General features: G+C 62.2%; 22 protein-coding genes. 17 read left to right on the top strand and 5 right to left on the bottom strand.

The annotated features are described in order from the left end of the window. Positions 1–11: 11 nt before the first annotated feature. Positions 12–1,289 carry a hypothetical protein gene (locus tag DBR16_RS10395; RefSeq protein ID WP_109261184.1) on the bottom strand — a complete coding sequence of 426 codons (1,278 nt, stop codon included), beginning with the start codon at positions 1,287–1,289 and terminating at the stop codon, positions 12–14. A 183-nt stretch (positions 1,290–1,472) separates the two neighbouring features. Between DBR16_RS10395 and DBR16_RS10390 the strand changes: the two genes are divergently transcribed. After that, positions 1,473–1,946 (top strand): phosphatase domain-containing protein, encoded by a 474-nt coding sequence (locus DBR16_RS10390; RefSeq protein WP_325050350.1) that lies wholly within the window; start codon positions 1,473–1,475, stop codon positions 1,944–1,946. A 117-nt stretch (positions 1,947–2,063) separates the two neighbouring features. Here the strand turns inward: DBR16_RS10390 and DBR16_RS10385 are convergent, their stop codons facing one another. Together DBR16_RS10385 and DBR16_RS10380 are read right to left on the bottom strand one after the other, a co-directional pair. Then, positions 2,064–3,386: an APC family permease gene (locus DBR16_RS10385; RefSeq protein ID WP_161539477.1), complete on the bottom strand. Its 1,323-nt coding sequence runs from the start codon at positions 3,384–3,386 to the stop codon at positions 2,064–2,066. A 4-nt stretch (positions 3,387–3,390) separates the two neighbouring features. Continuing rightward, positions 3,391–4,461: an aromatic ring-hydroxylating oxygenase subunit alpha gene (locus DBR16_RS10380; protein ID WP_109261181.1), complete on the bottom strand. Its 1,071-nt coding sequence runs from the start codon at positions 4,459–4,461 to the stop codon at positions 3,391–3,393. Positions 4,462–4,581: 120 nt separating this feature from the next. Here DBR16_RS10380 and DBR16_RS10375 point away from each other — a divergent pair, with 120 nt between their 5' ends. Further along, positions 4,582–4,890: a DUF1244 domain-containing protein gene (locus tag DBR16_RS10375; RefSeq protein ID WP_109261180.1), complete on the top strand. Its 309-nt coding sequence runs from the start codon at positions 4,582–4,584 to the stop codon at positions 4,888–4,890. A gap of 208 nt (positions 4,891–5,098) precedes the next feature. Here DBR16_RS10375 and DBR16_RS10370 read toward each other — a convergent pair whose 3' ends face one another. Both DBR16_RS10370 and DBR16_RS10365 read right to left on the bottom strand, forming a co-directional pair. Further along, entirely contained in the window at positions 5,099–6,145 is a 1,047-nt protein-coding gene (locus DBR16_RS10370) for a 1,9-bis(guanidino)-5-aza-nonane synthase (protein ID WP_109261179.1), read from the bottom strand. An 18-nt stretch (positions 6,146–6,163) separates the two neighbouring features. Next, complete coding sequence (locus DBR16_RS10365) at positions 6,164–7,399, bottom strand: type III PLP-dependent enzyme (protein WP_109261178.1); 1,236 nt, start codon at positions 7,397–7,399, stop codon at positions 6,164–6,166. A 409-nt stretch (positions 7,400–7,808) separates the two neighbouring features. On the opposite strand from DBR16_RS10365, the gene DBR16_RS10355 reads away from it, so the two are divergent. The 15 genes from DBR16_RS10355 to DBR16_RS10285 all read left to right on the top strand — a co-directional run bounded on the left by DBR16_RS10355 (position 7,809) and on the right by DBR16_RS10285 (position 24,665). After that, a complete protein-coding gene (locus DBR16_RS10355; RefSeq protein WP_161539476.1) occupies positions 7,809–10,604 on the top strand; it encodes a hypothetical protein in 2,796 nt (931 codons plus the stop codon). A gap of 80 nt (positions 10,605–10,684) precedes the next feature. Beyond that, a complete protein-coding gene (locus tag DBR16_RS10350; protein WP_233347752.1) occupies positions 10,685–13,285 on the top strand; it encodes a TonB-dependent receptor domain-containing protein in 2,601 nt (866 codons plus the stop codon). Positions 13,286–13,434: 149 nt separating this feature from the next. Beyond that, entirely contained in the window at positions 13,435–14,244 is an 810-nt protein-coding gene (locus DBR16_RS10345) for a type II secretion system protein N (protein WP_161539475.1), read from the top strand. Beyond that, positions 14,241–16,178, top strand: coding sequence for a type II secretion system secretin GspD (gene gspD / locus DBR16_RS10340; protein WP_233347750.1), 1,938 nt, complete (start codon positions 14,241–14,243; stop codon positions 16,176–16,178). The genes DBR16_RS10345 and gspD overlap by 4 nt, the downstream gene beginning before the upstream one ends. Continuing rightward, entirely contained in the window at positions 16,175–17,665 is a 1,491-nt protein-coding gene (gene gspE / locus DBR16_RS10335) for a type II secretion system ATPase GspE (protein ID WP_109261174.1), read from the top strand. The genes gspD and gspE overlap by 4 nt, the downstream gene beginning before the upstream one ends. After that, a complete protein-coding gene (gene gspF / locus DBR16_RS10330; protein WP_109261173.1) occupies positions 17,652–18,878 on the top strand; it encodes a type II secretion system inner membrane protein GspF in 1,227 nt (408 codons plus the stop codon). The genes gspE and gspF overlap by 14 nt, the downstream gene beginning before the upstream one ends. A gap of 11 nt (positions 18,879–18,889) precedes the next feature. Further along, the gene (gspG, locus tag DBR16_RS10325; protein ID WP_109261172.1) at positions 18,890–19,333 is read left to right on the top strand and encodes a type II secretion system major pseudopilin GspG; all 444 of its coding nucleotides are present in this window, start codon (positions 18,890–18,892) and stop codon (positions 19,331–19,333) included. Then, positions 19,330–19,824 carry a GspH/FimT family pseudopilin gene (locus DBR16_RS10320; RefSeq protein WP_161539474.1) on the top strand — a complete coding sequence of 165 codons (495 nt, stop codon included), beginning with the start codon at positions 19,330–19,332 and terminating at the stop codon, positions 19,822–19,824. The genes gspG and DBR16_RS10320 overlap by 4 nt, the downstream gene beginning before the upstream one ends. Continuing rightward, entirely contained in the window at positions 19,824–20,183 is a 360-nt protein-coding gene (gspI, locus tag DBR16_RS10315) for a type II secretion system minor pseudopilin GspI (RefSeq protein WP_109261170.1), read from the top strand. The genes DBR16_RS10320 and gspI overlap by 1 nt, the downstream gene beginning before the upstream one ends. Then, positions 20,180–20,818, top strand: coding sequence for a type II secretion system minor pseudopilin GspJ (gene gspJ / locus DBR16_RS10310; RefSeq protein ID WP_109261169.1), 639 nt, complete (start codon positions 20,180–20,182; stop codon positions 20,816–20,818). Before gspI ends, gspJ begins: the two co-directional genes overlap by 4 nt. Further along, complete coding sequence (gene gspK, locus DBR16_RS10305; protein ID WP_109261168.1) at positions 20,815–21,801, top strand: type II secretion system minor pseudopilin GspK; 987 nt, start codon at positions 20,815–20,817, stop codon at positions 21,799–21,801. The genes gspJ and gspK overlap by 4 nt, the downstream gene beginning before the upstream one ends. Next, complete coding sequence (gene gspL / locus DBR16_RS10300; protein ID WP_109261167.1) at positions 21,798–22,991, top strand: type II secretion system protein GspL; 1,194 nt, start codon at positions 21,798–21,800, stop codon at positions 22,989–22,991. Before gspK ends, gspL begins: the two co-directional genes overlap by 4 nt. Then, positions 22,988–23,488, top strand: a complete 501-nt coding sequence (gspM, locus tag DBR16_RS10295) for a type II secretion system protein GspM (protein WP_109261166.1) — start codon at positions 22,988–22,990, stop codon at positions 23,486–23,488. Before gspL ends, gspM begins: the two co-directional genes overlap by 4 nt. Further along, the gene (gene gspN / locus DBR16_RS10290) at positions 23,485–24,216 is read left to right on the top strand and encodes a type II secretion system protein N (RefSeq protein ID WP_109261165.1); all 732 of its coding nucleotides are present in this window, start codon (positions 23,485–23,487) and stop codon (positions 24,214–24,216) included. Before gspM ends, gspN begins: the two co-directional genes overlap by 4 nt. Next, positions 24,213–24,665: a hypothetical protein gene (locus DBR16_RS10285; protein ID WP_109261164.1), complete on the top strand. Its 453-nt coding sequence runs from the start codon at positions 24,213–24,215 to the stop codon at positions 24,663–24,665. The genes gspN and DBR16_RS10285 overlap by 4 nt, the downstream gene beginning before the upstream one ends. The last annotated feature ends 27 nt before the right edge of the window (positions 24,666–24,692 follow it).

Here is a 24,692-nt window from a genome sequence, read left to right as displayed (position 1 = left end):
GCTATCTATACCTACTGTAAATAACTCAAAAATAGCGAAGTGGCGCTAGACCTAATCCCGGCATCCAGCCGATATATACGATTTTTTAGAAGCGCTTTAGGTTGCGTGCAAATCAATTCTTTAACCATAGAAACACAGAGGCGGCGATGATGTGGAGTGAATGCTTGAGGCGAATTTATGTGTCGCATCGTTTGTGAGTCATGTTCAAAATCATGCCGGACAATTAGATAAACCGACTTCAGTGCAAAATAAGCTATGTCTTCCTCGGCAAGCGAAAGGAAAAGTGGCTTCGGGAAGGTAATTACTTTCTTGGATAAATTATCCCGAACACTCACGGGATCTTCTATATGCTCAGTTTGCCAGTCCCAAATTAGCCGATCACTTTCGTGAAAAAAACTTTCCAATGTTTCTGCCAAGTTTCCATTTTTGCCAATAGGGATTACATCAACAAACTGGCCGACCGGCAGTGAAATTTTGGGGTTGCCATAGTGATTCAGCGAAAACTCTGCATTAAAAGACTGAAGGTGACGCACAATTTCTCGTCGGTCACATTTCACGATCACGTCGACGTCGTCCCAGACCGTGAAGCTATTAAGTATAATACTGCGAACCGCGCCCTTGGTAAGATATTTATCAAACTGCTTCGGTAAGAAAGGTTCAAGCGTGCTTTTCAGACATTGCTCAGTCGAGCCGGTTCCTATCTGATTTGTGGGCCAGTTTTTATCAAGGGTTTCAAAATATTGCTCCTCGAAGCCGTTGGTAGCAACAAACTCTAAGCCGTAGTGGCATTTCATTTCGTGCCAAGTACGGAGAACTGAAAGAGGCCGTTGCCCCTCCATTTCAGCGTTCGGATTAACCCGAAAATTTCTTTCGAGTATGTCGCGTTCACACTGCTCGGTGAAAGTATATTTCCCGGTGCCAATGTCGATCGCACACGCGTTTACCGAAAACGTTTTCCTGGATAGGAAAGCTTTTAGCGAGAGCTTCTTTCGCCGGAAGTATAGTGAGTTCGCATCGATAAAATTCCCATCGGCGAGTCTGATGCGTAATATGTCGTTTAAACGAGTGCCCGTTTTGACTCCCAAGGAAGCTAATGCATCGCTCAAATCAGATAGAGGTAACTCCGTTACTATATCAATATCGCCGAAGTACGGTTTACTCAGCAGTGCAGAAAGCACCCAACCGCCATAAAGGTAAACTTTAACACCTAGGGCTTGCTCTAGGCCGTCAAGCAGATTGACGTAATCTGCGGGAAGTAGGTTGCCAATTGAAGGACGAGGCTCGGCCATACAAAAAAATTGGTTCAAGGGCCAATGTAATTTACGATCTACATGATAATTTAACCTGCGATACAATGGTTATGAAATCAAGCCTAAGTTCCTGACTTTCTACGCCGAAGGGGCGGTCAAGTGTTTTTGAAGCAATTTAAAAAACTGTTCAAAAAATTGCATTGGCAATAGGTTCCATATAAGCTGTATCAGAAACTACGTGATTGGGCAGAAAAGTTGCGTACAATTATATTTGATATAGATGGCACTCTAGCTAACATAGACCATAGGCGTGAAGTCCTTGCAAAGCAGCCGATAAACTGGGAACTATTTTTTAGTAGAATGATCGACGATAAACCGAATACAGAAATCGTTGAGTTGTACAAGTTAATTCATGGCACTAAGCTATTTAATTCTATAATTGCTACAGGGCGACCAGAAAGGTACCGCCCGGTTACAGAAAAATGGTTGGCTTCAAATGAAATAGAGTTTGATCATCTAATGATGCGGCCCGATGGTGATTATCGTCCAGACTATAAGATCAAGGCCGAGATGTTAGCAAAATTATTACGAAAAGGTAGCGATATTGCATTTGTTGTTGACGACAGAAAGTCTGTTGTAGATATGTGGCGTAGCAACAACATACTGTGTCTACAGTGTGCAGATCATTCTGATTAAACCATAATTATTTAAAATAAAATTAATATGTCAGAACAGTTACCGAATTATTATTATAAATAATTCTTTGATTATAAAGTACTTGGAAATTCTATGCTGCAATGATCGAAGTCAAGGTCACCCCCTTTGCCGCCCCAGATAAAACACCGGCACGCCGGCGGCGAGGAGGAGGGCGCCCCAGGCGAGGACTTCAAGGCCCGAGCCGAGAATGGCAAACACCGAATAGAGCGCTCCGGCGACCGCCACCGCGGCCCAGCCTCTGGCCGACGCCCAGGAGTGTTTGAACTCGGCCAGGGCGCTGATCAGCATGGGGATGAGGGTGGTGAGCGTGCTCATCATCAACAGGAAGGTGAAGGCGCCGACCAGGCCGCGCGAGAAGTTCAGCAACAGCAATATGGACGAGACCGAGGTGGCGAGGATGAGCGCCCAGTAGGGCGCATGGCCCTTGTTGCGGATGGCGAGAAATTTCGGCGCGAGCCGGTCCAGCGCTACGGCCAGTGGCATCTGCCCCGAGGTGAAGATATTGCCGTTGAGCGAGCCCGCCGTCGAGACCAGCGCGCCGATGGCGACCAGGGGCGGCCCCCATGTGCCGAGCACGCGGGCGGCATCGGAAAAGGGCGAGGTGGAGGCGGCGAGCTGATCTGCGGGCACCAGCATCATCACTGCGGCGGTGGAGCCGATATAGACCAGCGCCACGGTGAGGACGCCGGTAAAGATGGCGCGCGGCATGGTCTTTTGCGGATTGGCGACCTCGCCCGCCGGGATGACGCCGGCCTCCATGCCGGCGAAGGCCCACATGGTGAGCAGCGCCGTGGTGGCGAGGATAGCCAGAGGGTGGCCGCCCGTGGGGTTGAGCTCCGGCAGGTTGTCGGCCGAGCCGAAGGCCAGCCCGGCGATGATGATGAGAATCAGCGGGATGAGCTTGAGGAAGGTCATGACCAGCTGGACGAGGCCCGCCTCCCGCACGCCGCGAATGGAGATGAGGGTGAGCGTCCATAACAGGCCGAGCGCGATGGCGGCCTGTGCCACCGGCGCGTCATTCAGCTGCGGGAAGAAGACGCCGAGATAGCCGACAAAGGCGAGGGCGATGGTGGGCGTCGCGATCCAGACCGAAGCCCAATAGCCCCAGGCGATGAGAAAGCCCGGCAGATCCCCGAAAGCATCGGCCGCATAGGCATAGGGGCCGCCGGTGCGCGTTGTGCGTCCGGCGAGGCGCGCCAGCACGAGGGCGAGCAGGATGGAGGATCCGCCGGTCAGCAGCCAGCCGCCGAAACTCATCAGACCATAAGGGGCGAGCACGGTGGGCAGGAGGAAAATGCCCGAGCCGATCATCACCCCGACGGTCAGCGACCAGCAGCCCCAGAAGCCCAGCGGCTTGAGCGCGGGATTGGGCAGGGGCGGGAGGCCGGTGTCTGTTTCGCCGGGGGTTTCTGTGGTCATGGGATCAGGCCTTATCCGCGCCATAGGCGCGCCGGAGGAGGTTGTGAAAATGCCAGACGGCCGATTCCTGTGCGGGGGAGAGGCGGCCGGGCGTATAGGCGCCGGAGGCGAGGCCCTGCTGGACGCGCTCGCAGATCATGGCGTCCTCTGCCTGCACCTCGCTGGAAAAGGCATCGTCGGCGTCGGCGCGGGCCTCTTCGCCCGGCAGGTAATAGTAGGAAAACTCCACCGCGCAGCTGTCCGGCCCGGTGGCGATGACGCGATTGGTCTGCAGGCGGCCGGGCAAGATATTGAGCATGGAATTGGGCCAGAGCGTCACATAGCGCGCCTCGCCCGTGCCATAGAGGCCGGCATCATCCATGGGCGATCTCTGCACCGAGGCCCATTGCGACAGGTCGATGCGATAGTCGCCATAATCAATAATCGCGTTCAGCCCGTCATGCACGACGGGGACGTGATAACCTTCCAGATAATTGTCGAGATAGACTTTCCAGTTGGCGGCCACGGTGTAGGTGCGCGAATGCGACCAGCGCATTTTCGCGATGTGGTCCGGCGCGCAGAAGGGGGCGATATCGGCGATGAAGTCGTCGAAGGCGGGGCCGCTGCCGACGCGGGCAAAGACAAGGCCGCACCATTCCGCCACCTCGATGGGGGCGAGGCTTATGCCGGAAATGTCGAAATCCTTCGCGCCGTCCATTTGCGGCGTCACTTTCAGCTGGCCGTCGAGATCATAGATCCAGCCATGATAGGCACAGCGCAGGCGTTTCGCGCCCCTGCCATCGCACAGCGCAATCGGTCCGGCGCGGTGGCGGCAGACATTGAAAAAGCCGTTGAGGCGGCCTTGCGTATTGCGCACGATGAGGACCGGCTTGCCGCCGATCTCCCGCACCACATGATCGCCGGGCGCGGCCACAAGGGCGGCGGGGGCGATGATCTGCCAGCCGGGGGCGAGGATGTGCTGCTGGTCAAAATCGTGGGCGGCCTGTCCCAGATAGAAGGACGGATCCAGCGCGCGCGCCTCGTTGAGCGGGCGGACCGGATCATTGGCGCCGATGTGATAGTCCCCGTTCCCCATGGCCGGACGCTACGCCGGTTTCCGCGCCGGCGGCAAGAAAAAGCTGGGCCGTGCAGGGCTGCATTGTCAGCCGCGCCGGGCCGGGGTTAGCCTGCACGCCCGGCCTGCTGGAGAGATGCCATGAAACATGAGGATTTGAGCCCCGCCGAACAGGATGCCGTGGATGCGGCGGCTTTCCGCCGGCTGATCGCGCATCTGGATAGCCGCAAGGATGTGCAGAATATCGATCTGATGATCCTCGCCGATTTCTGCCGGAACTGCCTGGCGAAATGGTACCGCGCCGCCGGTGAGGCAAACGGCCTCGACATTTCCGATGCCGAGGCGCGGGCGCGGATCTACGGGATGACGTATGAGGACTGGAAAGCGAACTTCCAGACGCCGGCGACGCCGGAACAACTGAAGGCGATGGAGACGCGGAAGCGGGGGTGAGGCTTGAGGTGAGGGGTCTTTTTTCTCCCCCCGCCTGCGGGGGGAGTGCCGCGCCCGGCCCCGCGAAAGCGGGGCAAGCGGCGAGGGGGGCGTCCCCCCTCCACCACTTCGTGGTCCCCCTCCCCCGTGAACGGGGGAGGAAAACCTATATCGTCCATGGACCACGGGGACTTCGCCCTGTGGTGATGCGACAGGAAGTCCGAAAACCCTAGTCTTCAAACATGTCCGCAAACCGCCGCTTCTTGCGGCCCTTCCAGGCCTCGCGGTGATAGACGTCGGAGACGATGAGCGGGGCCACGGTGGTGGCTTCGGCAAATACCATCTGTTCCAGCGTCACATCGACCTTGCCCCACGAGCAGGCCTCTTTCAGCGTCGAGGAGGAACACGCCCCGTCGCGCACATCGGCGACGGTGATCTGCACCGCATAGGCGTGCATCGGTACTTCATGGCCGAGGATTTCCGCACAGACGACGGTGTCCTGGGCGAAATTCTTCGGCACGCCGCCGCCGACCATGAACAGGCCGGTCACACCCGCCTTGATCTTGATGTCGGTCAGCTCGCGGAAATCGGCCACCGCGTCGATGGAAAGATAGGGCTTGTTCGCCTTCATGCGCTCGACCTGGTGCTTAACCAGGCCGAAACCGGCGGAGCAATCGGCAAAGGCCGGCACGAAGATCGGCACACCATGCTCATAACAGTCCTGGATCAGCGAGCCTTCTTTCTTGGCATTGCCATCGGCCAGCCATTTGCCCATGGCGTGGATGAAGGCGCGCGAGGAGATCGGCTTTGCGGGCAGGCTGTCGGCGATTTCACCAATGGTGTGGTCGCAGGCCTGCAGCTCTTCCTCGTCGATATAGGTGTCGTAGATGCGGTCGATATAGAGGTCGCGCAGGATGCGGTCGTCCGGGATGTCCTTGGCCTGGTAGTGCTTGAAGCCGAGAGCCTCGAAGAAATCCATGTCGACGATGGAGGCGCCGGTGGCGACGATGGCATCGACCATGTTGTTGCGCACCATGTCGCGCCAGACATGCATGCAGCCGCCCGCCGAGGTGGAGCCGGCGAGAGTGAGAATCACCGAGCAATCGGGATCCGACACCGCGGCATTGAGGATGCGCGCCGCACGGGCGGCATCGCGCGAGGTGAAGGACATCTTCTCCCAGGCATCGATAACCGGGCGGGCATCGAATTGGGTGATGTCGATATGCTCGATGGGGGACGACAGAAGCTCTGCCTTCCGGTTGGTCTTGTCAGTCATGTAAAACCCGTCTTCTGATTAGCGGCGGCGCAACCGCTCGCGGCGGCGTTTTGTGCGCGGAAAGGCGACGATTTCGGCTCCCTCGGAGATCCGGCGGGCCGGGCGGGCAACATACAGGCTTTCCCAAGGAAAATCACGGACCGCTGCCCAGGTATAGTCCCCGAAGCCGTTGAAGCGCGTGGCCATGGCTTCGCCATAGGCGCCCAGCATGCCGATCTCGATGACATCGCCTTCGCGGATATCGGCCGGCAGATCATACGGTCCGGGCATGGAATCGATCGAATCGCAGGTCGGGCCGAACAGCCGGAAGGGCGAGACCTCGCCTTTCACCTCACCGCTCTCGCGGAAGACGCGCATAGGGAAGGGCCATTTGGCGTGGGTGGCGTCAAACAGGCTGCCATAGGCGCCGTCATTGAGATAGAGCGCATCGCCCTTGCGCAGCTCCACCCGGGTGAGGAGGGAGCTGGCCTCGGCGACCAGGGCGCGGCCGGGCTCACACCACAGATCGGCGTTCTCCAGCACCATCATTTCCTCGAACGCATCCTCGATGGCGTCGATATAATCGTGCAGCGGCGGCGGGGTTAGACCCGGATAGACGGACGGGAATCCGCCCCCGACATCGACAATGTCGACGGTGACTCCGGCGCGCGCGATCAGGCGGCTGGCTTCCATCATGGCGGCGCGATAGGCCATCGGATCCATGCACTGGCTGCCGACATGGAAGCTGACACCCAGCTCGTCGGCGGCATGGCGGGCCTTCTCGATCAGGGCCGGCGCGTCGAACGTGCTGGCGCCGAACTTGCCGGCCAGCGGCAGGACGGCTCCGGCATTGGAGACGCCGAGACGCACGATCAGCGTCAGGTCCTGGGCATTGTCCGTGGACTCGAGAATCTTGGCGAGCTCATCCTCGCAATCGAGGGCGAAAATCCGCACGCCGTATTCAAAATAGGCGGTACGAATCGCATGACGGCTCTTGACCGGGTGCAGGAAGGCCATGACGGCCTCCGGGCAGCGTTCCGCGATCAGCCGCACCTCTGGCAGGGAGGCGACATCGAACCAGCGTTGTCCGGATGCGTACAGGCCATCAATGACCCATGCGGAAGGATTGGCCTTCACCGCATACAGCACTTCGCCACTAAAGTTGTCCTGGAACCAGCGAACCGCTACGGACAGTCGATCCTGACGAACACAAATGTTCGGGACCTCGACGGGCCGATTGCGGACCAGGTCCAGGGGCGTATTGAACGTGTCCAACGCACGAAACCCCCTGACAGCTATTAACCCAATCCGGCATCGTCACCTCCGCCGGGAAGACGCATTTATTTCCAAATAATCCGGCTGTAAAGCGGAAAATATGATGCCGTCTCCAGGTGGCGATCCGCATAACACGGCAGAGGCCTGTCACACAAATTTAATAGAAGCTCCTGCAGTGCGCGGCTTCACCGCCACACAGTATAAAAACACTTATAATTCAATATATAAGTCCGAGCGCAATCCGTCCGCCCAGCGGATTCCCTGACGCTCGGGCGCGCTGACAAAAAACCGATGCAGAACCGTCATCGGTTTGTTGCAACTCTCCGATTTGGTCCGCCCCGATCACGTGCGTGGGTAATGAGGCCTTCGTGCGACCTGTTTGTACTGCGCTCTTCATTGGGGGTCTTTCATGTCCTTGGGCATCTCTTTCAAAAAGCTGTTGCTGATTGCAGCGGCCGGCACACTCGCCGCCTGTTCGCAGGGTTCCAACATCGCGTCACCCGGCACCACCAATCCTGGCACCCCTCCCGGTGGCGGCGGTGGCGGTGGCGGCGGTACGGGGGGCGGCGGTGCCGCCACCTGTCCGGCCGGCTTCACCTGTGCCGCGACTCCGGTGGCCGGCAATACGGTGGCCCTGCTGTCCGGCGCGGTTCTCGCCAATCTGACCATTCCGGCGGTGCAAGGCGTTGCCTACCGCATTGATGGCCGGGTCGATATCGGTTCCGATGTCGGCGCTGACGGAAATGCCGGCGGCACAGCTGCCCGCCTGACGATCGAGCCCGGTGCCGTGCTCTTCGGCAATAGCGGTGCCGACTATCTCGTCATCAACCGCGGCTCGCAGATCGAAGCCAATGGCACAGCGGCCAATCCGATCGTGATGACCAGCCAGGCTGATCTCGAGCGCCGCGCCGACAATGACCCGTCGAATGATGACGGTGGTTCGAATATCTCGGAATGGGGTGGCCTTGTGATTCTCGGCCGCGCGCCGATCAACCGCTGCCGTGATGCGGCGACGCCGGGTACGGCCCAGTGTGAAAACATCATCGAAGGCGTGACCAATCCGGACGCGATCTATGGCGGCGGACTGCCGAACGACAATTCCGGCATTCTGCGTTATGTCCGCGTCCAGTTCGCCGGCTTTGCCATCAACACCCAAGGCAATGAGCTCAACGGTATCACCATGGGCGGCGTCGGCGACGGCACGACCGTGGAAAATATCCAGGTCCACAACAATTCCGATGATGGCGTTGAAATGTTCGGCGGTACGGCGAACCTCCGCAATGTCGTGCTGACGGGCAATGATGACGATTCGCTCGACACCGATAATGGCTGGCAGGGCGCGTTGCAGAATCTGATCATCGTTCAGCGGGCCGATGGCGGCGACAACGGCGTCGAAGCCTCTTCGGCCGGTAATGGTGTGACCCCGCTGTCCAACGCTTCGATCTCGAACTTTACCATTGTGGGTAATCGTTCGAATGCCATGCGTCTGAACACCGGCACGGTCGGCCTCTATATGAATGGCGTGATCGATTACGGTCAGGAATGCTTCCGCTACCAGTCGAGCGCCGGTGACGGCGTGGCCGGTTATGGCGGCGTCGGCGTGGATCCGAGCTTCCAGTCCGTTCTGTTTGATTGCGACGGTGGTCTCTCCACGGGCAATTCGGATGCGGCCGCTGCGACCGGTGCGGTCAATGCGAATGCGAACAATGTGGTCGGTGCCAGCTCGCTGGCTGCCCGCCTGTTCCCGGGGCCGAATGAAAACGGCATGACCGCCACCGATCCGTCGGCGGTTGACGGCTTCCTGCAAAATCTCGGCTATGTCGGCGCTTTCGGCCCGAATGATACCGAGACCCAGAACTGGGCTGCCGGCTGGACCTTCGCCCTGTTCCCGGACCCGGTCTGCCCCGTCGGCACGACCGATACGAGCATTGAAATCAACGGCACGAATGTGTGCCGCCTCAGCGGTATCATCACGGACGATATCCGCCTCACCCGCGGCAATCTCTACGAGATCGCCGGCCGTATTGATGTCGGCATCGATGTCGGTGCTGATGGCACGGCCGCCGGTGGTGACCCGGCGTCGCTGACCATCGAATCGGGCGTGACGCTCTTCGGTGACAGCGGTGCTGACTACATTGTCGTCAATCGCGGTTCGCAAATCTTCTCGAACGGCACAGCGGCCGCTCCGGTCATCATGACGTCTGAAAATGACGTGACCAATGCCGCCGGGGACCGCATTGATGCGATCTCCGAATGGGGTGGTCTCGTCATCCTCGGCCGGGCCCCGATCAACCGCTGCCGCGATGCCGCCACACCGGGTACGGTCCAGTGTGAAAACATCGTCGAAGGCGTGACCAATCCGGACGCGATCTACGGTGGTGCCACCCCCAATGACTCCTCGGGTTCGCTGACCTATACCCGGGTCCAGTTCGCGGGCTTTGCCATCAATACGCAAGGCAATGAGCTGAATGGCATCACTTTCGGCGGTGTCGGCAATGGCACGACGGTCAACAACATCCAGGTGCACAACAACTCGGATGACGGCGTCGAATTCTTCGGCGGCAACGTCAATGTCCGCAACCTGGTACTGTCTGGCAATGACGATGACTCCATCGACACCGACAATGGCTATCAGGGCAACATCCAGTTCGCGATTGTGGTCCAGCGCGCCAATGGCGGGGACAATGTTGTCGAGGCCTCCTCGGCCGGTAATGGCGTCACGCCGCTGTCGAATGCCAATGTGTCCAACTTCACCTTCGTTGCCCGCGCCGGTGGCGGTAACGGCTTCCGCCTGAATTCGGGTACGGTTGGCCGCTACATCAACGGTGTGCTGAACGAGCAGGGCGATGCGTGCTTCCGCTACCAGAGCTCTGCCGGTAACGGCACGGCCGGGTATCAGGGCATTGGCCAGGATCCGAGCTTCGACTCGGTGCTGTTCGACTGTGCCGGTGGTATCGAAACCGCCAACTCGGAAGCGGGAACGGCCCAGGCTGCCATCAATGGCGGGACCAACAATGTGGTCGGTGCCAGCTCGCTGTCCGCGACCTTCATCAACGGTGCCAATGAAGCAGCTGTCACGGCGATTGACCCGGCGACTGTCAATGCCTGGTTCCAGCCGGCGACCTATGCCGGTGCGGTACAGAACAACCAGGACCGCTGGTGGGCGGGCTGGAGCTGTGGCCTCGAGGCCGCAACTCCCTGCTAGGCGACAAGGCGCGCCGGTCATGCTGGCCGGCGCGCCCCGTCATCCGCCCCACACGCTCTCGAATTTCAAAGGTTGAAGCCATGAAAACCGTCCTAAAATTCAGCGGTGCGCTTCTCGCAAGCACGATGTTCCTCGCGCCTTCGGCCGCGATGGCACAGCAAGCGGAAGCTGCCGCAGAACAGACCGAAGGCGATACGATTGTCGTCCGCGGCCAGTTCATCCCCGAGCCCCAGCGCCAGACGGCGCAGGTGGCCAGTTTCGTCACCAATGAGGACCTGCAACGGTCCGGAGACAGCTCGGCAGCCATTGCGCTGACCCGCGTGTCCGGCCTGTCGATTGTCGGCGGCCGCTTTGCCTATGTCCGCGGACTGGGCGACCGGTATTCCGCGGCCCTCCTCAACGGCTCACCGCTGCCCAGCCCGGAACCCCTCCGCCGGACCGTGCCGCTGGATCTGTTCCCGTCCGGTGTTCTGGACCGGATTGCCGTGCAGAAAACCTATTCCGCCAACTATCAGGGCGAATTCGGCGGGGGTCTGATCGATCTGCGCACGCTGCGCCGTCCGATCGAGAACTTCACCAATATCTCGGCCAGCACCAGCTTCAATACGGAAACGACCCATGAAACCGGTCTTTTCCATTATGGCTCTGACGAGGACTGGACCGGCTATGACAGCGGCGTCCGCCGTTTGCCAAGCGGCATCCGAAACCTGATCGTCACCAATCAAACCCTGTCCTCGCAGGACCCGGCGATTGTCGAGCAGATCGGCGAATCGTTCACCAACACGCCGGTTTCGGTGATCCAGTCGGGCCGTTTGCATCCCAACACGTCCTTCTCCTTGGATGCCGGCCGGGCTTTCCGCCTGGGCGACTGGGATGTGGGCGTGATCGGTGCGGCCGGTTACAGCCATAACTGGGAAACCCAGCGGGCGACCCGCCAGTTTGTGCTGGGCGACATTATCGGCAGTGAATTCCAGACCACCGAAACGACGCTCAACATCCAGAGCAATGCGCTGGGTTCGGTGTCGTTCGAGAATGGTCATCACCTGCTGCAAGCCACGGGCTTCTATGTCCACAGCACGGCCAAGGAATCGCAGATTGATACGGGCCGGGATTTCAACGCCCCGGGTCAGACCGGTCAGGTGCATGACGAATCCACCGGCTGGTATGAACGCGATCTGCGGATGTTCCAGCTCTCTGGCGAGCATCTGCTGGGCGATTTCGAGATCGACTGGCGCGGCTCGATTGCCCGGGCCACGCGGGATGCGCCATATGAGCGCTCACTCCGCCGTTTCCCGGATGCGGCGACGGGCGTTCCTTCCTATGAAGTGGCCAACAACTATGCCATCCGCTTCTCGGATCTGACGGACGACCTCAACAATATCGGTCTTGACGTGCAGCGGAGATTCGATCTGGCGAATGGCCGCGAACTGGTCCTGGCGGGCGGCTTTGATGTTTCGCGGACAGAGCGGGACTATAATTTCTACGCCTTCCGTTTTGCCGGCGGCAACTCGTTGCCGGATGACGTGAAAGTGGCCCGTCCCGACTTCCTGTTCGGACCGGACAATATCGATCCCAACCGGTTCGTGCTGACGGAAATCGTGACACCGAACGATTCCTACCGGGCCAATCTGGATGTCGATGCCTTCTACGTGCAAGCCGATTTTGACGTGACCGACTTCATCCGCCTGACCGCGGGGGCCCGTTACGAGGAAGCCGAACAGAATGTGCAGACCTTCGACCGTTTCGGTACACAAGGTGCCGGTTCGGCGCTGGCCAATGACTATGTCCTGCCGGCTCTGACCGTGACCTGGAACTTTGCCGACGATCTGCAATTGCGCGCCGGTTATTCGGAAACGATTGCCCGTCCGCAATTCCGCGAGCTGGCCCGTTCGGCCTTCTTCGATCCGGAATCGGAGCGCCTCTATCGCGGTAATGCCGGGCTGGTGGATTCCACCATCCAGAACTTCGATGCCCGTCTGGAATACTATATGGGCCGCGATCAGTTCATTACCGGTGCGGTCTTCTACAAGCGGCTGGAAAACCCGATCGAGGAAGTGCAGTTCTCGACCTCGACCTTCGTGTTCGAGACCACTTTCATCAACTCGCCGGAAGCCATCGTGCAGGGTGCGGAGCTGGAATTCCGCCGGTATTTCACCATTCCGGTCGAGACGGGCTATTTCGCGCCCTTCTTCTCGGATCGTGATTTCCGCTTCTCGGTGAACTACACCTATACCGACTCCGAAGTGCAGGCCGGGGCCAATGACGTGGTGTTCGATCCGATCACCCAGACCTTGCGTGCGGCCTCGCTCTTCAATCTCGACGGTTCGGTTCTGCAGGGGACTCCGGAAAACATCGTCAATGCCCAGATCGGCTGGGAAAGCGATGTGGAACAGCTGACCCTGCTGCTGAACTGGGTGGATGAGCGCGTGCTTCAGCGCGGTCTCAGTCAGCCGGGTGCGGAGCTGCCGGATGTGCTTGAAGATCCGGGCTTCCAGCTTGATCTCAGCTACAGCCGGGATTTCGATCTCTTCGAGCAGCCGGTGACATTCGGACTGAATGCCCGCAACCTGCTGAATGAGGATCACATCGAATTCCAGCGTAACCCGACGATTGGTGTGACGAATTTCAACACCTATGAGCGCGGCACGACGATCTCGATGAGCCTCACCGCCCGCTTCTGATACGTGCGGCATAAATGAGACGGCCTGCCCCTTGCGGGCGGGCCGTCACATTAATGAATCAAAACTGACGCAAAGCCTGAAAAATACTGTCGTAAACGCGGGGCAGTCCGGGCCTGCCCCGGGCATCGCAACCCCCGTCGTGGATGACCATGCTGACCGTTTCCACCTCCCGTCCGGAAAACACCCGCCCGCTGATGCGGGCCGTGGTGACGGCTGTGGAGCTGTTGGTGCTGGCGGTTCTCGCTTTCCTTCTGGCGAAGGCGCTCTGGTTCATCGCCTATGGCGCCTATGCCGAGCCGTTCGACTTTGCCGAGCCGGATGACCGGCCGGCGATCCGCGACACCCGTCTGCAAGCCACACCGCAATCCTTCGAAGGGCTGTTTTCCGGCCGCGCCGGTCCGGCGGTTCTTGCCGATATCGACACGCTGCCGGAGACAAGGCTGCAGCTGCGCCTCTTCGGGGTGCGCACCGGGGCGGATCCCGAGACCGGCACGGCGATTGTCGAAGCCGGTGCCAATGGCCAGCGCACCTATGCGGTGGGGCAGGAGATCACCGGCGAGGCGGTGCTGGCGGCGGTCTATGCCGACCGCATCGTGATCCGCCGCGGCGGGGTGCGCGAAGTACTGTTTCTGCGCGAGGAGGCCGAACGCACAGCCCTGACGCCGCCCAGTTCCGGCGCGGTGGTCTATCCGGACACGCTGATCACGGATCTGTCGCTGCAGCCCTATTTCGAAAGCGGCAATCTGATCGGCTTCCGCGTCAATGCGGCAGACACTGCGCCCGCCCTGTCCGCTCTGGGTCTGGAGCGCGGCGATATCATTCTGGAAATCAATGGCCGCCCCCTGCCGCAGGATGCCGAGGCGGCCGCCCGGCTGTTCCCGCAATTGCGCCAGACCACTTCCCTTCAACTTACCGTGCGCCGTGAAGGTGAACGGGTCACTCTGGATGTCTCCCGATGATCACCCAACCTCTCCGCGTTCTGAGCCTCGCCGCGGCGCTTTTGATGGCGCTGCCCGGGGCCACGCGCGCCCAGCAGGAAAGCACGCTGAACTTCGTCGATGCGGATATCCGCGCCTTCATCGACGATGTCTCCATCCTCACCGGATACACGTTCATCGTCGATCCGGATGTGCGCGGCGTGGTCAATATCACGTCACAGACGCCGCTGACCGATGAAGGCGTGTTCGAAGTGTTTCTCTCGGTCATGCGGGTGCAGGGCTATGCGGTGATCCGTTCCAGCAGCGGGGCCTATCAGATCGTGCCCGAGCAGGACGGCACGCGCACGGGCGGGGCCGGGCCGGCCTCCGGCGACCAGATCGTCACCAGCGTGATCCGGCTGCAGCATGCCAGTGCGCGCGAGGCGCAGGATATATTGCGTCCGCTGACCAGCGCGCAGGGCATCGTCAATGCGATCGATTCCGGCAATGCGGTGGTGATTGTCGATTATGCCTCGAATGTGCAGCGCGCCCGCTCGGTGCTGGCCAATCTCGACCGCGACAGCTCGGTGTTCGAGATGCTGGCGCTGGAAAATGTCTCCGCCGCGGACATGGCCCGCATCCTCGATGCCTCGCGCCCCGGATCACAATCCGGCGAGAGCCAACGCAGCCCGGCCGTCACCATTGTTCCGGTCGCCTCGTCGAATTCGCTGCTGTTTCGCGGCGATGAGGGCCAGATCGCCGAGATGATGCGGCTGGCGCGGCAGATCGATGCGGTCAGCGAGTCCAATCAGGATTACCGCGTGATCTATCTCAGCCATACGGATGGCGAATCCATCCTGCCGATTCTGGAAGATGTGGCGGCGTCGCTGGCCCCGGGCGGAGAGGCGGCCACGGGCGGGCCGATTTCGATCTCCCACCACGCGCCGACCAATTCGCTGATCATCAATGCCCCGGCCGATGCGCAGCGGCAGATCGAACAGGTCGTGCGTCAGCTCGATATCCGCCGCCCGCAGGTGCTGGTCGAGGCGATCATCGTGGAAATCTCCGACACGGTGGCCGAGGAGCTGGGCGTGCAATTCCTGTTCTCCGGCGACCAGGACGGCGATGCGCCGCTGGTGATGAGCCGTTTCAACCGCGCCAATCCCGACATTCTGGCGCTGACCGGCGCGATTGCCGAAATCGATGATGGCAGCGGCGATGGCGTCACGCCCTCGCTGCGGTCGCTGGCGCTCAATTCGCTGCTCGGCGCAACCGGGATCACCGCCGGGTTCGGCGGGCAGGATTCCAGCGGGAATCTGTTCGGCCTGGTGCTGAATGCGGTGGAGCAGGACCAGAATTCCAATGTGCTGTCGACGCCGCAATTGCTGACGCTGGACAATGAGGAAGCCTATATTCTCGTCGGTCAGCAGATCCCGGTCACCACCGGCGAGGCGCTGGGTGCCAACAATGTCAATCCGTTCCGCACCATCGAGCGCCGCGATGTCGGCGTGCGGCTGGAAGTCCGGCCCCAGATCAATGATGGCGATACGATCCGCCTGGCCATCCGGCAGGAAGTCTCCAGCGTGGCGGGAACGGTCAGCGCTTCCTCGAACGAGCTGATCACCAATCAGCGCGAGATTTCCACGACGGTTCTGGCGGATAATGGCGAGATCATCGTGCTCGGCGGGCTGATCGAACAGGACCGGCAGACCACGGCCAGCGGTGTGCCGGGGCTGGGCCGCCTGCCCGGTGTCGGCCGCCTGTTCCGCTCGGAGGGCGAGTCGGTGGTGCAGCGCAATCTGATGGTCTTCATCCGTCCGACCATTGTCCGCAATGAAGCCGATATGCGCGATGTCACAGGGCGCAGCTATGGCCGTATCCGCGGCCCGCGCGGCGATGAACGCACGGGCGTCAATGATCTCGACGCGATTGCCGACCTTCTCACCGGTTCAGCCGGAGCGCCGCGCCCGCAATGACCGAAGCGCCGGACCGTCTCGCCTATGGCTTTGCCAAATCCCGCGGCATTCTTTTCCGTGGCGGGGAGACGCCTGCCTTCCTGATCAAGCGTGGCGGCGACCGGCTGGCGCTGCTGGAAGCGCGGCGCGCGGTCGGGCGGACCTGGCCGGTCGAAGAGGTGGACGGGCCCCAGTTCGAACGCGCGCTCTCGGACATCTATGCATTTTCCGATGCCGAGGCCGGCAGTCTCGGGGACCAGGCCGAAGGCGAGAGCCTGTCGAGCATTATAGATGAAATCCCGCCCACCGCGGACCTGCTGGATTCGGCGTCCGATGCGCCCATCATCCGGCTGATCAACGGGCTGATTGCCGAAGCGATCCGCACCGCCGCGTCGGATATTCATGTCGAACCCTATGAAGACCGCGTTTCGGTGCGCTACCGGATTGATGGTGTCCTGTCCGAACGCGCCAGCCTCGCCCCGGCGCTGGCCTCGCCGCTGGTGTCGCGGATCAAGGTGATGTCGCGTCTCGATATTGCCGAAAAACGGGTGCCGCAGGATGGCCGCCTGTCCCTGACGCTGGGCGGCAAGGGGGTGGATGTGCGGGTCGCCACGCTGCCATCGCGCTTTGGCGAGCGGGTGGTCCTGCGTCTTCTGGACAAGGATCAGGCGCGTTTCACGCTGGATCAATTGGGCATGGGGCCGGCCAATCTGACGGCGATGAAACAGGCGCTGGCTCAGCCCAATGGCATTATCCTCGTCACCGGTCCGACCGGGGCGGGAAAGACGACGACGCTATATGCGGCGCTGAACCTGCTCAATGATTCCTCGCGCAACATCCTCACCGTCGAGGACCCGGTCGAATATGCGCTCGACGGGGTCGGCCAGACCCAGGTCAATGCCAAGGTCGGCATGACGTTCGCTGCCGGGTTGCGGGCCATTCTGCGGCAGGACCCGGACGTGGTGATGGTCGGCGAGATCCGCGATGTGGAAACCGCCGGCATTGCAGTGCAGGCCAGCCTGACCGGCCATCTGGTGCTGTCGACCGTGCACACGAATTCCGCCGTCGCGGCGGTGGCGCGCCTGCGCGATATGGGCATTGAGAGCTTCCTTCTGGCCTCCACCCTGTCGGCGATTGTCGCCCAGCGCCTGGTGCGGCGGCTCTGCGGTCATTGCCGGGAGAGCTATTCTGCCAGTGCGGCTGAACGCAGCGCGATGGGGATCACGGCAAACGGTCCGGTCGTGCTGTATCGCTCCACGGGTTGCCCGTCCTGCAAGGGGCTGGGATATTCGGGCCGCGTCGGTCTGTATGAAGTGGTGACGGTGGATGAGGGCCTGCGCGCGCTGATCCATGACAATGCGTCCGAAAAGGCGCTCTACGATCATGCTTTCCGCAATCGCAAACATCTTTTCCAGGATGGAGTCTCTGCGGCGCTGAACGGTGAAACCAGCCTGTCAGAAGTGCTGCGGGTCTGCCGCGAGGAGGGCGAGCGTCATGCCGGCGTTTGAATATGTCGCGCTCGACACCGGCGGAAAGCGCAGCCGTGGCTATCTGAATGCGGATTCGGAAGTCGCCGCCCGCCGTGAATTGCGCCGCCGCAATCTTGCACCGCTGAAAGTCGGACGCGCGGAAGGCAAGCGGGTCCGCTCCGCCGGCGTGTCGCTGAGCCTGTCCCGGCCGCGGAATCTGGGCCGGCGCGATCTGATGGTGTTCACGCGGCAGCTGGCCAGCCTCATCGAGGCCGGTATTCCGGTTGAAGAAACCCTGGGCCTGTTGTCGCGGCAGGCGGAAACACCGGCGCTGCGCCGTGTGCTCTCCTCCGCCCGCTCGCGGGTACAGGAAGGGGGCAGGCTGGCCGATGCGCTGGGGGATCATCCGCACTCCTTCCCGGCGGTCTATCGCGCCATGGTTTCAGCCGGGGAGAGCGCCGGCGGCCTGGGCCGGGTGCTCAACCGGCTCGCCGACTATCTGGAAAAAGCCGATGTCATCCGCCGCAAGATACAGGCGGCCCTGATCTATCCGGCGGCGCTGGCGGTGACAGCGATTGCGGTTGTCTCCGCCCTGCTGGTCTTCATTGTGCCGCGCATTGCCGAGCAGTTCGAGGGTACAGGTGTTTCCCTGCCCCTGCCGACCCGGCTGATGATCAGCCTGTCCGGCTTGCTGCAGGAGTATGGCGTTGTGCTGCTGGCCGGCCTGGCGATGTGTGTCCTGCTGGCGCTTTTCGCCTTGCGGTCCGAACCGGCCCGGCATCAACGCGACCGCCTCCTGCGCGGCCTGCCCGTGACCGGCGGATGGACGCGCGATATGGAAGCGGCGCGCTTTGCCCGGACCATGGCCATCCTGATTCAATCCGGTGCCGTGCTGCCCGATGCCTTGCGGGCGTCCGGGCGCGCGGCCGGCAATCGCGCCTTCGCCGGAACCCTCGAGGCGGTGGTTGCGGATGTCGAGACCGGAACCGGTCTTTCGGAAGCCTTGCGCAAGAGCGACTGGTTTCCGGGTCTGCTGGTTCACATGGTGGCGGCGGGCGAACGCTCCGGTGCACTGGGCGACATGTTCGACCGCGCTGCCCATCAGCTCGAGCAGGATGTGGATGGCCGCACCGCCACCGCCATGAACCTTCTGGAGCCTGCCATCATCATCACCATGGGCGCGATCGTCACGGGGATCATTCTGTCGATCCTGTTGCCGATCCTGCGCCTCAATACGCTTGCCCTCGGATAGGAGATGCCGACATGAAAACACCGTCTGGAAAAGCCTCGAACAAGGCCGGTTTCTCGCTGCTGGAATTGATGGTCGTCATTGTCATCATGGGCATTCTGGCGACGGTTGTGGTGCTCAATGTGCTGCCCAGCCAGGACCGGGCAATGGTCGAAAAAGCGCGCACGGATATCAGCACGCTGGAACAGGCGGTGGAGCTCTATCGCCTCGAATTGCTGGCCTATCCGACCACGGATGACGGGCTGGAAGCGCTGGTGGAAGGCCCGTCGGATGCGGCCCGTGCCGCGCGCTTTCCGGCCAATGGTTTTATCCGCCGCCTGCCAGCCGATCCGTGGGGCAATCCCTATCAATATCTGCATCCCGGCGAACACGGAGAGTTCGATATTTTCACGCTGGGCGCGGATGGCCGGGCCGGTGGCGAGGGCCTCGATGCCGATATCGGCAATTGGGAAGAGTGATCACCGGCGCTGATACAGGCCGTGCCGGGCTCTCTCTGGTCGAGGTGCTCGTGGCGCTGGCCATTACCGGTCTGATGACCGGCGCGGTGTATCTGACGATGCGGCCTGCCCACGATCCTGCGCGTGTGGCGGCCGAACAGATGCAACTGGATCTGGCGCGCGCCGAAACCCTGGCGGTGACGCGCGGCAGCTTTATCGGCCTGCGCACGCATGCGCACGGCTATGATTTCCTGATCTACGAGGGCGGCACATGGGTGCCGATGGAGCGGCGGTCTGCCCTTGCGGCGCGGGTCCTGCCGGACAGTGTGACCCTGCTGGCCTCGTTTGCACCGGTCTCCGGGCGTGAGGGTCAGGCTGTTGTGCCGGATTACTGGTTTGACCCGACCGGGGCGAATGATGCGGCCCGTTTCACCCTGCAATCGGGCGAGTCGCGCTGGCAGGTGTCCGCGGGCGGGCTCGGTGGCACGCGGATGTCCGGAGGCGCAAGCTGATGTCTGCCCGCGCCGGATTTTCCCTCATCGAAATACTGGTCGCCCTGTCGATCCTGGCGATTGCCGGCATGGCACTGATGGCCGCCACCCAGCAATCGACGCGGGGGGCTCAAATCATTGCCTCGCGCAGCGTGCTGGCACTGGCGGGCGAGAATGTGCTCAATTCGGAACTGATCGAACAGTCCGGGCATTCACTGGTGTCCACCAGCGGCCGGTATGAAATGGCCGGTCAGGTCTTTGACTGGTCGCTGAGCGTCCTGCCGACGCCGGATGCCGGCCTGCTGCGCGTCCAGCTCGACATTGCCGAGACGCCCGGCGGACGTTCACACCGGCTCGTGACGTTCCGGAGGGCGTCATGATGGTGGCGCGCGCCGGCTTCAGCCTTGTCGAGGTGCTCGTCTCGGTGATGATGTTCGCGATTATCGGCGTCATCGCCACGGGCATGCTGAATGCCTCGCTGACCGCGCGCGAGATCAATATGGCGAGTGCGGGCCGGGCCGAAATGATCGACCGTGCGCGATTGCTGATGCGCGAGGATTTCGGCCAGCTCGTCAATCGCCCGGTCCGGCAGATGGATGGCCGCGCCAGCGAGGCGGGGTTTGCCGGATCCGGTTCGGGCGTAACCAGTCCGGCCGGTTCCGGGCAAACGCTGATCGCGTTTACACGGGCCGGGCGGCCCAATCCGGGCGCTGTGCAACCGCGCGGCTCGCTGCAATATGTCGAATATGTCCGTCTGGACGACCGCCTCATCCGCCGCAGCTGGGCCTATCCGGACCGGCAGTTTGACACCCCGGCCAGCGAATTTGTGCTGTTGTCCGGTATCGACGAGATCGAGGCCGGTTTTCTCAGCCTCAACAGCTGGGTGACGGGCCTTGTGTCCGGTCCGGCAGAGGGGCAGGCGTCGCGCCTCCCGCGTGCGGTGCGCTTGCGCGCGGTGATGCGTGACCAGACGGATCTGGAATTTATACTGCTGACGCCGGAGTTTCCGTCATGACGCACCGGTCGGACAAGCGCGGCACGGCCCTGATCACGGCGCTGATGATCACGGCGGTGATGTCGACGGTGGCGGTCGGCCTGTCGCAATCCCTGTTCTTTGCCATTGGCCGCAGCGGCCATATCGCGGACCGTGACCAGGCCTACTGGTATGCGGTGGGCGCGCGCGATTTCGCCGAAAGCGCCCTGCTGCGGTCCTTGCCGCCCTCGGGCGAGCCCATGCGCCCCACCGATGCCTGGGCGCAGGGGGCGCGCCGGTTCGAGATCGAGAATGGCGCGCTGACCGGCGAGGTGCGCGATGCCAATAATTGCTTCAATCTCAATGCGCTGGTGACGCAGGCCGGGCGTAGTGGCTACACGGGTGATGAAGCGGCCGCAGAGGCGTTTATCGCCCTGATGCAGGCGCTGAACATTCCGGCGGGTGAGGCGCAGGCGATTGCCGCGCAGGCCACGGACTGGATCGATTCCGACACACGTCCGGAGGCGCGCGGCGCGGAAGACATGCAATATGCCCAACGCCCTGTGCCGCATCGTGCGGCCAATACGCTGTTCACCGAGGCCGGGGAAATGCTCGCCCTGCCGGCGATGAATCCGGCCTATTTCACCCTGCTGGCGCCGCTGGTCTGTGCGCATCCGGTGACCGAACAGATACCGCTCAATCCCAATACGCTGCGCCCGGACCAGGCGGCCCTGCTGGCTGCGGCGCTGGACAACCGCCTGTCCCTGTCAGACGCGGCGCTGCTGATTTCCCGGCGGCCAACAACGGGATATGCGGATTTGGAGGCGGTCTGGCAGGAGCCCTTGCTGGCTGATCTGGAGCTGGCACCGGACGCGCGCCCGCTCTTTACGCTGACCAGCCGCTTTTTTGAAATCCATGTCGATGTCCTGCAGGGGGAAACGCGTTACCGCCTGCGGGAATCGGTCGAACTGGACAGCACAGGCCGCCTGACCCGGCACAGCCAGCGCTTCGGAGTGTTTTCATGAGCCGTGACCTTGTTCTCTTCGCTCCGGCGCAGGACGGCGGCCCGATACGCTGGGCGCGCGTGGAGGCGGGCCGGCGCAAGCGGTCCGGCGAGGGCCTGCCGCCCGTGCCGGAGGAGGCGTTTGACCGCCTGATCGTGGTATTGCCATCGAGCGAATTGTTCGTGTCCCGGATTCACCTGGCGGCGCGGTCGGACCGGGAGGCGCGGCAGGCGGCCCCCTTTGTCATCGAGGACGAGCTGGCCGCCCCGGTCGAGGCGACGGCGTTTGCCGTGGGCCCGGCGGCGGAGGATGGCATGCGCTGGATCTATGCTGCCCGCAGGCCGCTGGTGGATCACTGGCGCAGGCTGGCCGAGCCGCTTCCGGCGCGCCGCGTGTATTTTGTTCCCGACGCTTTTGCGGTTCTCGAGGCGGCAGAGGATCTCGTCATATTCGGCGAGGATGGCGATCTCCTGCTCTGCCGCCCGCGGCATGACCGGCCCGCTATGCGGCTGGATTCCGATATGCTGGCCGAAACGCTGCCGGTGCTGCTGACGGCTTCGAATCCGGACACGCTGGCGGTCAGTGAAAATGTCGAATGGACCGAGATTGCCGGTGTGCCGCTGCCCCGGCCGCGGCGGTTTGCAGCGTTTGACCTGGCCGTGCAGATCGCCGGGCTGGCCCCGGAGACGCTGGCGAAACTGCCGGGCTTCATGGAAAAATCTACATCCGCGGCGCGCTGGGTGGCGTTCATCACCCCCTTCCGCCGGGCCGGACTTCTGGCCCTGGCGGCGGCTGTCGTGGCCGGTCTGATGATGGCGGGGGAGGGGATTTACTACCGCCAGCAGCGCAGCGCCATCGATGATGCCGGGACGGCGTTGTTTGCCTCGGCTTTTCCGGAGACGCGCATCGTCAATCCGGAAGTCCAGCTGCGGCAGAGGCTGGCGGCGCAGGAAGGCACGGGCGGATCGGATTTCCTGGTGCTGGCGCGGGCCGTGGCGGAGCTGGGCCGGCAGGTCGAGACCGTGCAGATCGACACGCTGCGCTTTGACCGCTCCCTCAACGTGCTGAACGTGTCGGCGACCTATTCCGACTTTGCCGATTTCGAGGCGCTGAATGCAGCCGCGGCTTCAATCGGCGTGACGCTGGAGGATGGCGGTGTGCGCCAGAATGGCGATGTGCTGAATGGTGATTTTGCGGTGAGGCTGCCATGACGTCTTTCTTGAGTCTTCTGGGTACGGCCTGGGCCGGGCGCAGCCCGCGCGAGCAGATCCTGCTGGGCGCATTGTCGCTGGTGATCGCGGCGCTGGTGCTGTGGTCGCTTGTGGCCGCGCCGCTGATCGAGTTCCGCAATACATCACGCGCGGCCTATGTCGATTCGGTCGAGCGCTATCGCGAGCTGAGCGTGGGGCTGGCCCGCTATCAGGCGGTTGCGGGCGAGGCGGGCCGGGCGGCCTCTGCCGATGACCGCCCCTTGCGGACCCTTGTTGCCGAGCGGGCCGCAGCGATGGATTTGCCGCTGTCGCGCATGGTGCCGGATGAGGCGGGGCGTCTGAATGTCTGGACCGGCAATGCCGATGCCGGGCAGTTGATGGACTGGCTGGCCGATCTGGAACAGCGTCATGCCATTACCGCCATCCGCGCCAATATCGACCGCGAGGGTGATGGCCGGGCGCGGGCACAGATCGTGCTGGAACGGAGCGGCGGATGATGTCCTGGCGATGGATGCTGATGGTAGGTGCTTTGCTGCTGATGGCCTTTGCCCTTGCGCTGATGCCGCTGGCCCTTGTGCACGGGCTGGCCGGGGGCCCGCTGGGGCGTGACGCCAGTGCGTTCGGCCCGGTGTGGAATGGCCGCCTCTATACCGCTTCGGCGGGGCCGGCACGGTTCGAACGTGTGGACGTCGCCCTCCTGCCGGGCGCGTTGCTGACCGGGCAGGCGGTGTTTGACTGGCAGGTCTCCGATTCCGGGGCGCGCGGCGCAGGTGTGGCCTATGCCGGCCTGGCATCGGCCGGGCTGCGCGAGACGCGCCTGAGCGGGACCTTCCACGCGCTGGGGCTGCCGCTGCCGGGCGTGGGGGCGGACGATACGCTATCGCTGGAGATTGGCACGCTTGCGGTGACCGATGCGGGCTGTGTGCAAGCCGAGGGCGAGGTCCGGACATCGGCGCTGATCGGCATCGCTTCCCGCTACGAGGTGGACGCGCCGCTCCTGCAAGGGCCGCTCTCCTGTGATGGCGGCGTGCTGTTTGCCGACCTGTCCGGGGCCAGCGCGGACATGGAACTCCGCCTGACTGTTTCTGTGACCCCGTCCGGGCTTTACCGCTGGTCGGCGGAGGCGGTTCTGATTGACGCCTCCCTGACTCCGGTCTTCTCTGCCGCCGGTTTCACGCAGGACGGGCCAGTCTGGCGGCATCGCGGCGAAGGGCAATTGGCATGAACAGGCTGGCTTCAAAAGGCTGCGCGGCGCTCGTCTTTCTTCTGGTTCTGCCTGTCATGGCAAAGGCCCAGGACGCGGAACCGGGATTGCCGCCGCAGGACCTGCCAGCCGGAGAGTGCGGCGCGTTTTTCTGGGACCGGGCCGAACCCAATCCACTACGCCTGTTCGAGAATGAGAGCCGCGGTCAAGCGCGCCTCTGGCGGGCAGGGGAAATCCTGGAACTGGGCACGACCGCGCGCTCCGGTCCCTATGCTGCCGGGCAGCGCGTTTCGAGGGCCTACCGGCTGCCATCGGGTGAGGTCATTTCGATCGAGGGCGAGATCACGGCTGCGCGTGAGGGCGAGGCGGTGATCGGCCGCGCACTATTGCGGCGGACTCTGCCGGGTGGTGCCGAAGAGGTTTCTCCGCTAATGGGGCTGATAAGTTGCCGGGAAGCTGCTGACAGGTGAGGGGATTTCACAAAACTGTCACGCAAG

The organism is Hyphobacterium indicum (genome assembly GCF_003129605.1).
Lineage (GTDB): Bacteria > Pseudomonadota > Alphaproteobacteria > Caulobacterales > Maricaulaceae > Hyphobacterium > Hyphobacterium indicum.
Note: the sequence above shows the minus strand (reverse complement) of the source record. Positions and strands in the feature narration are given on the sequence as shown.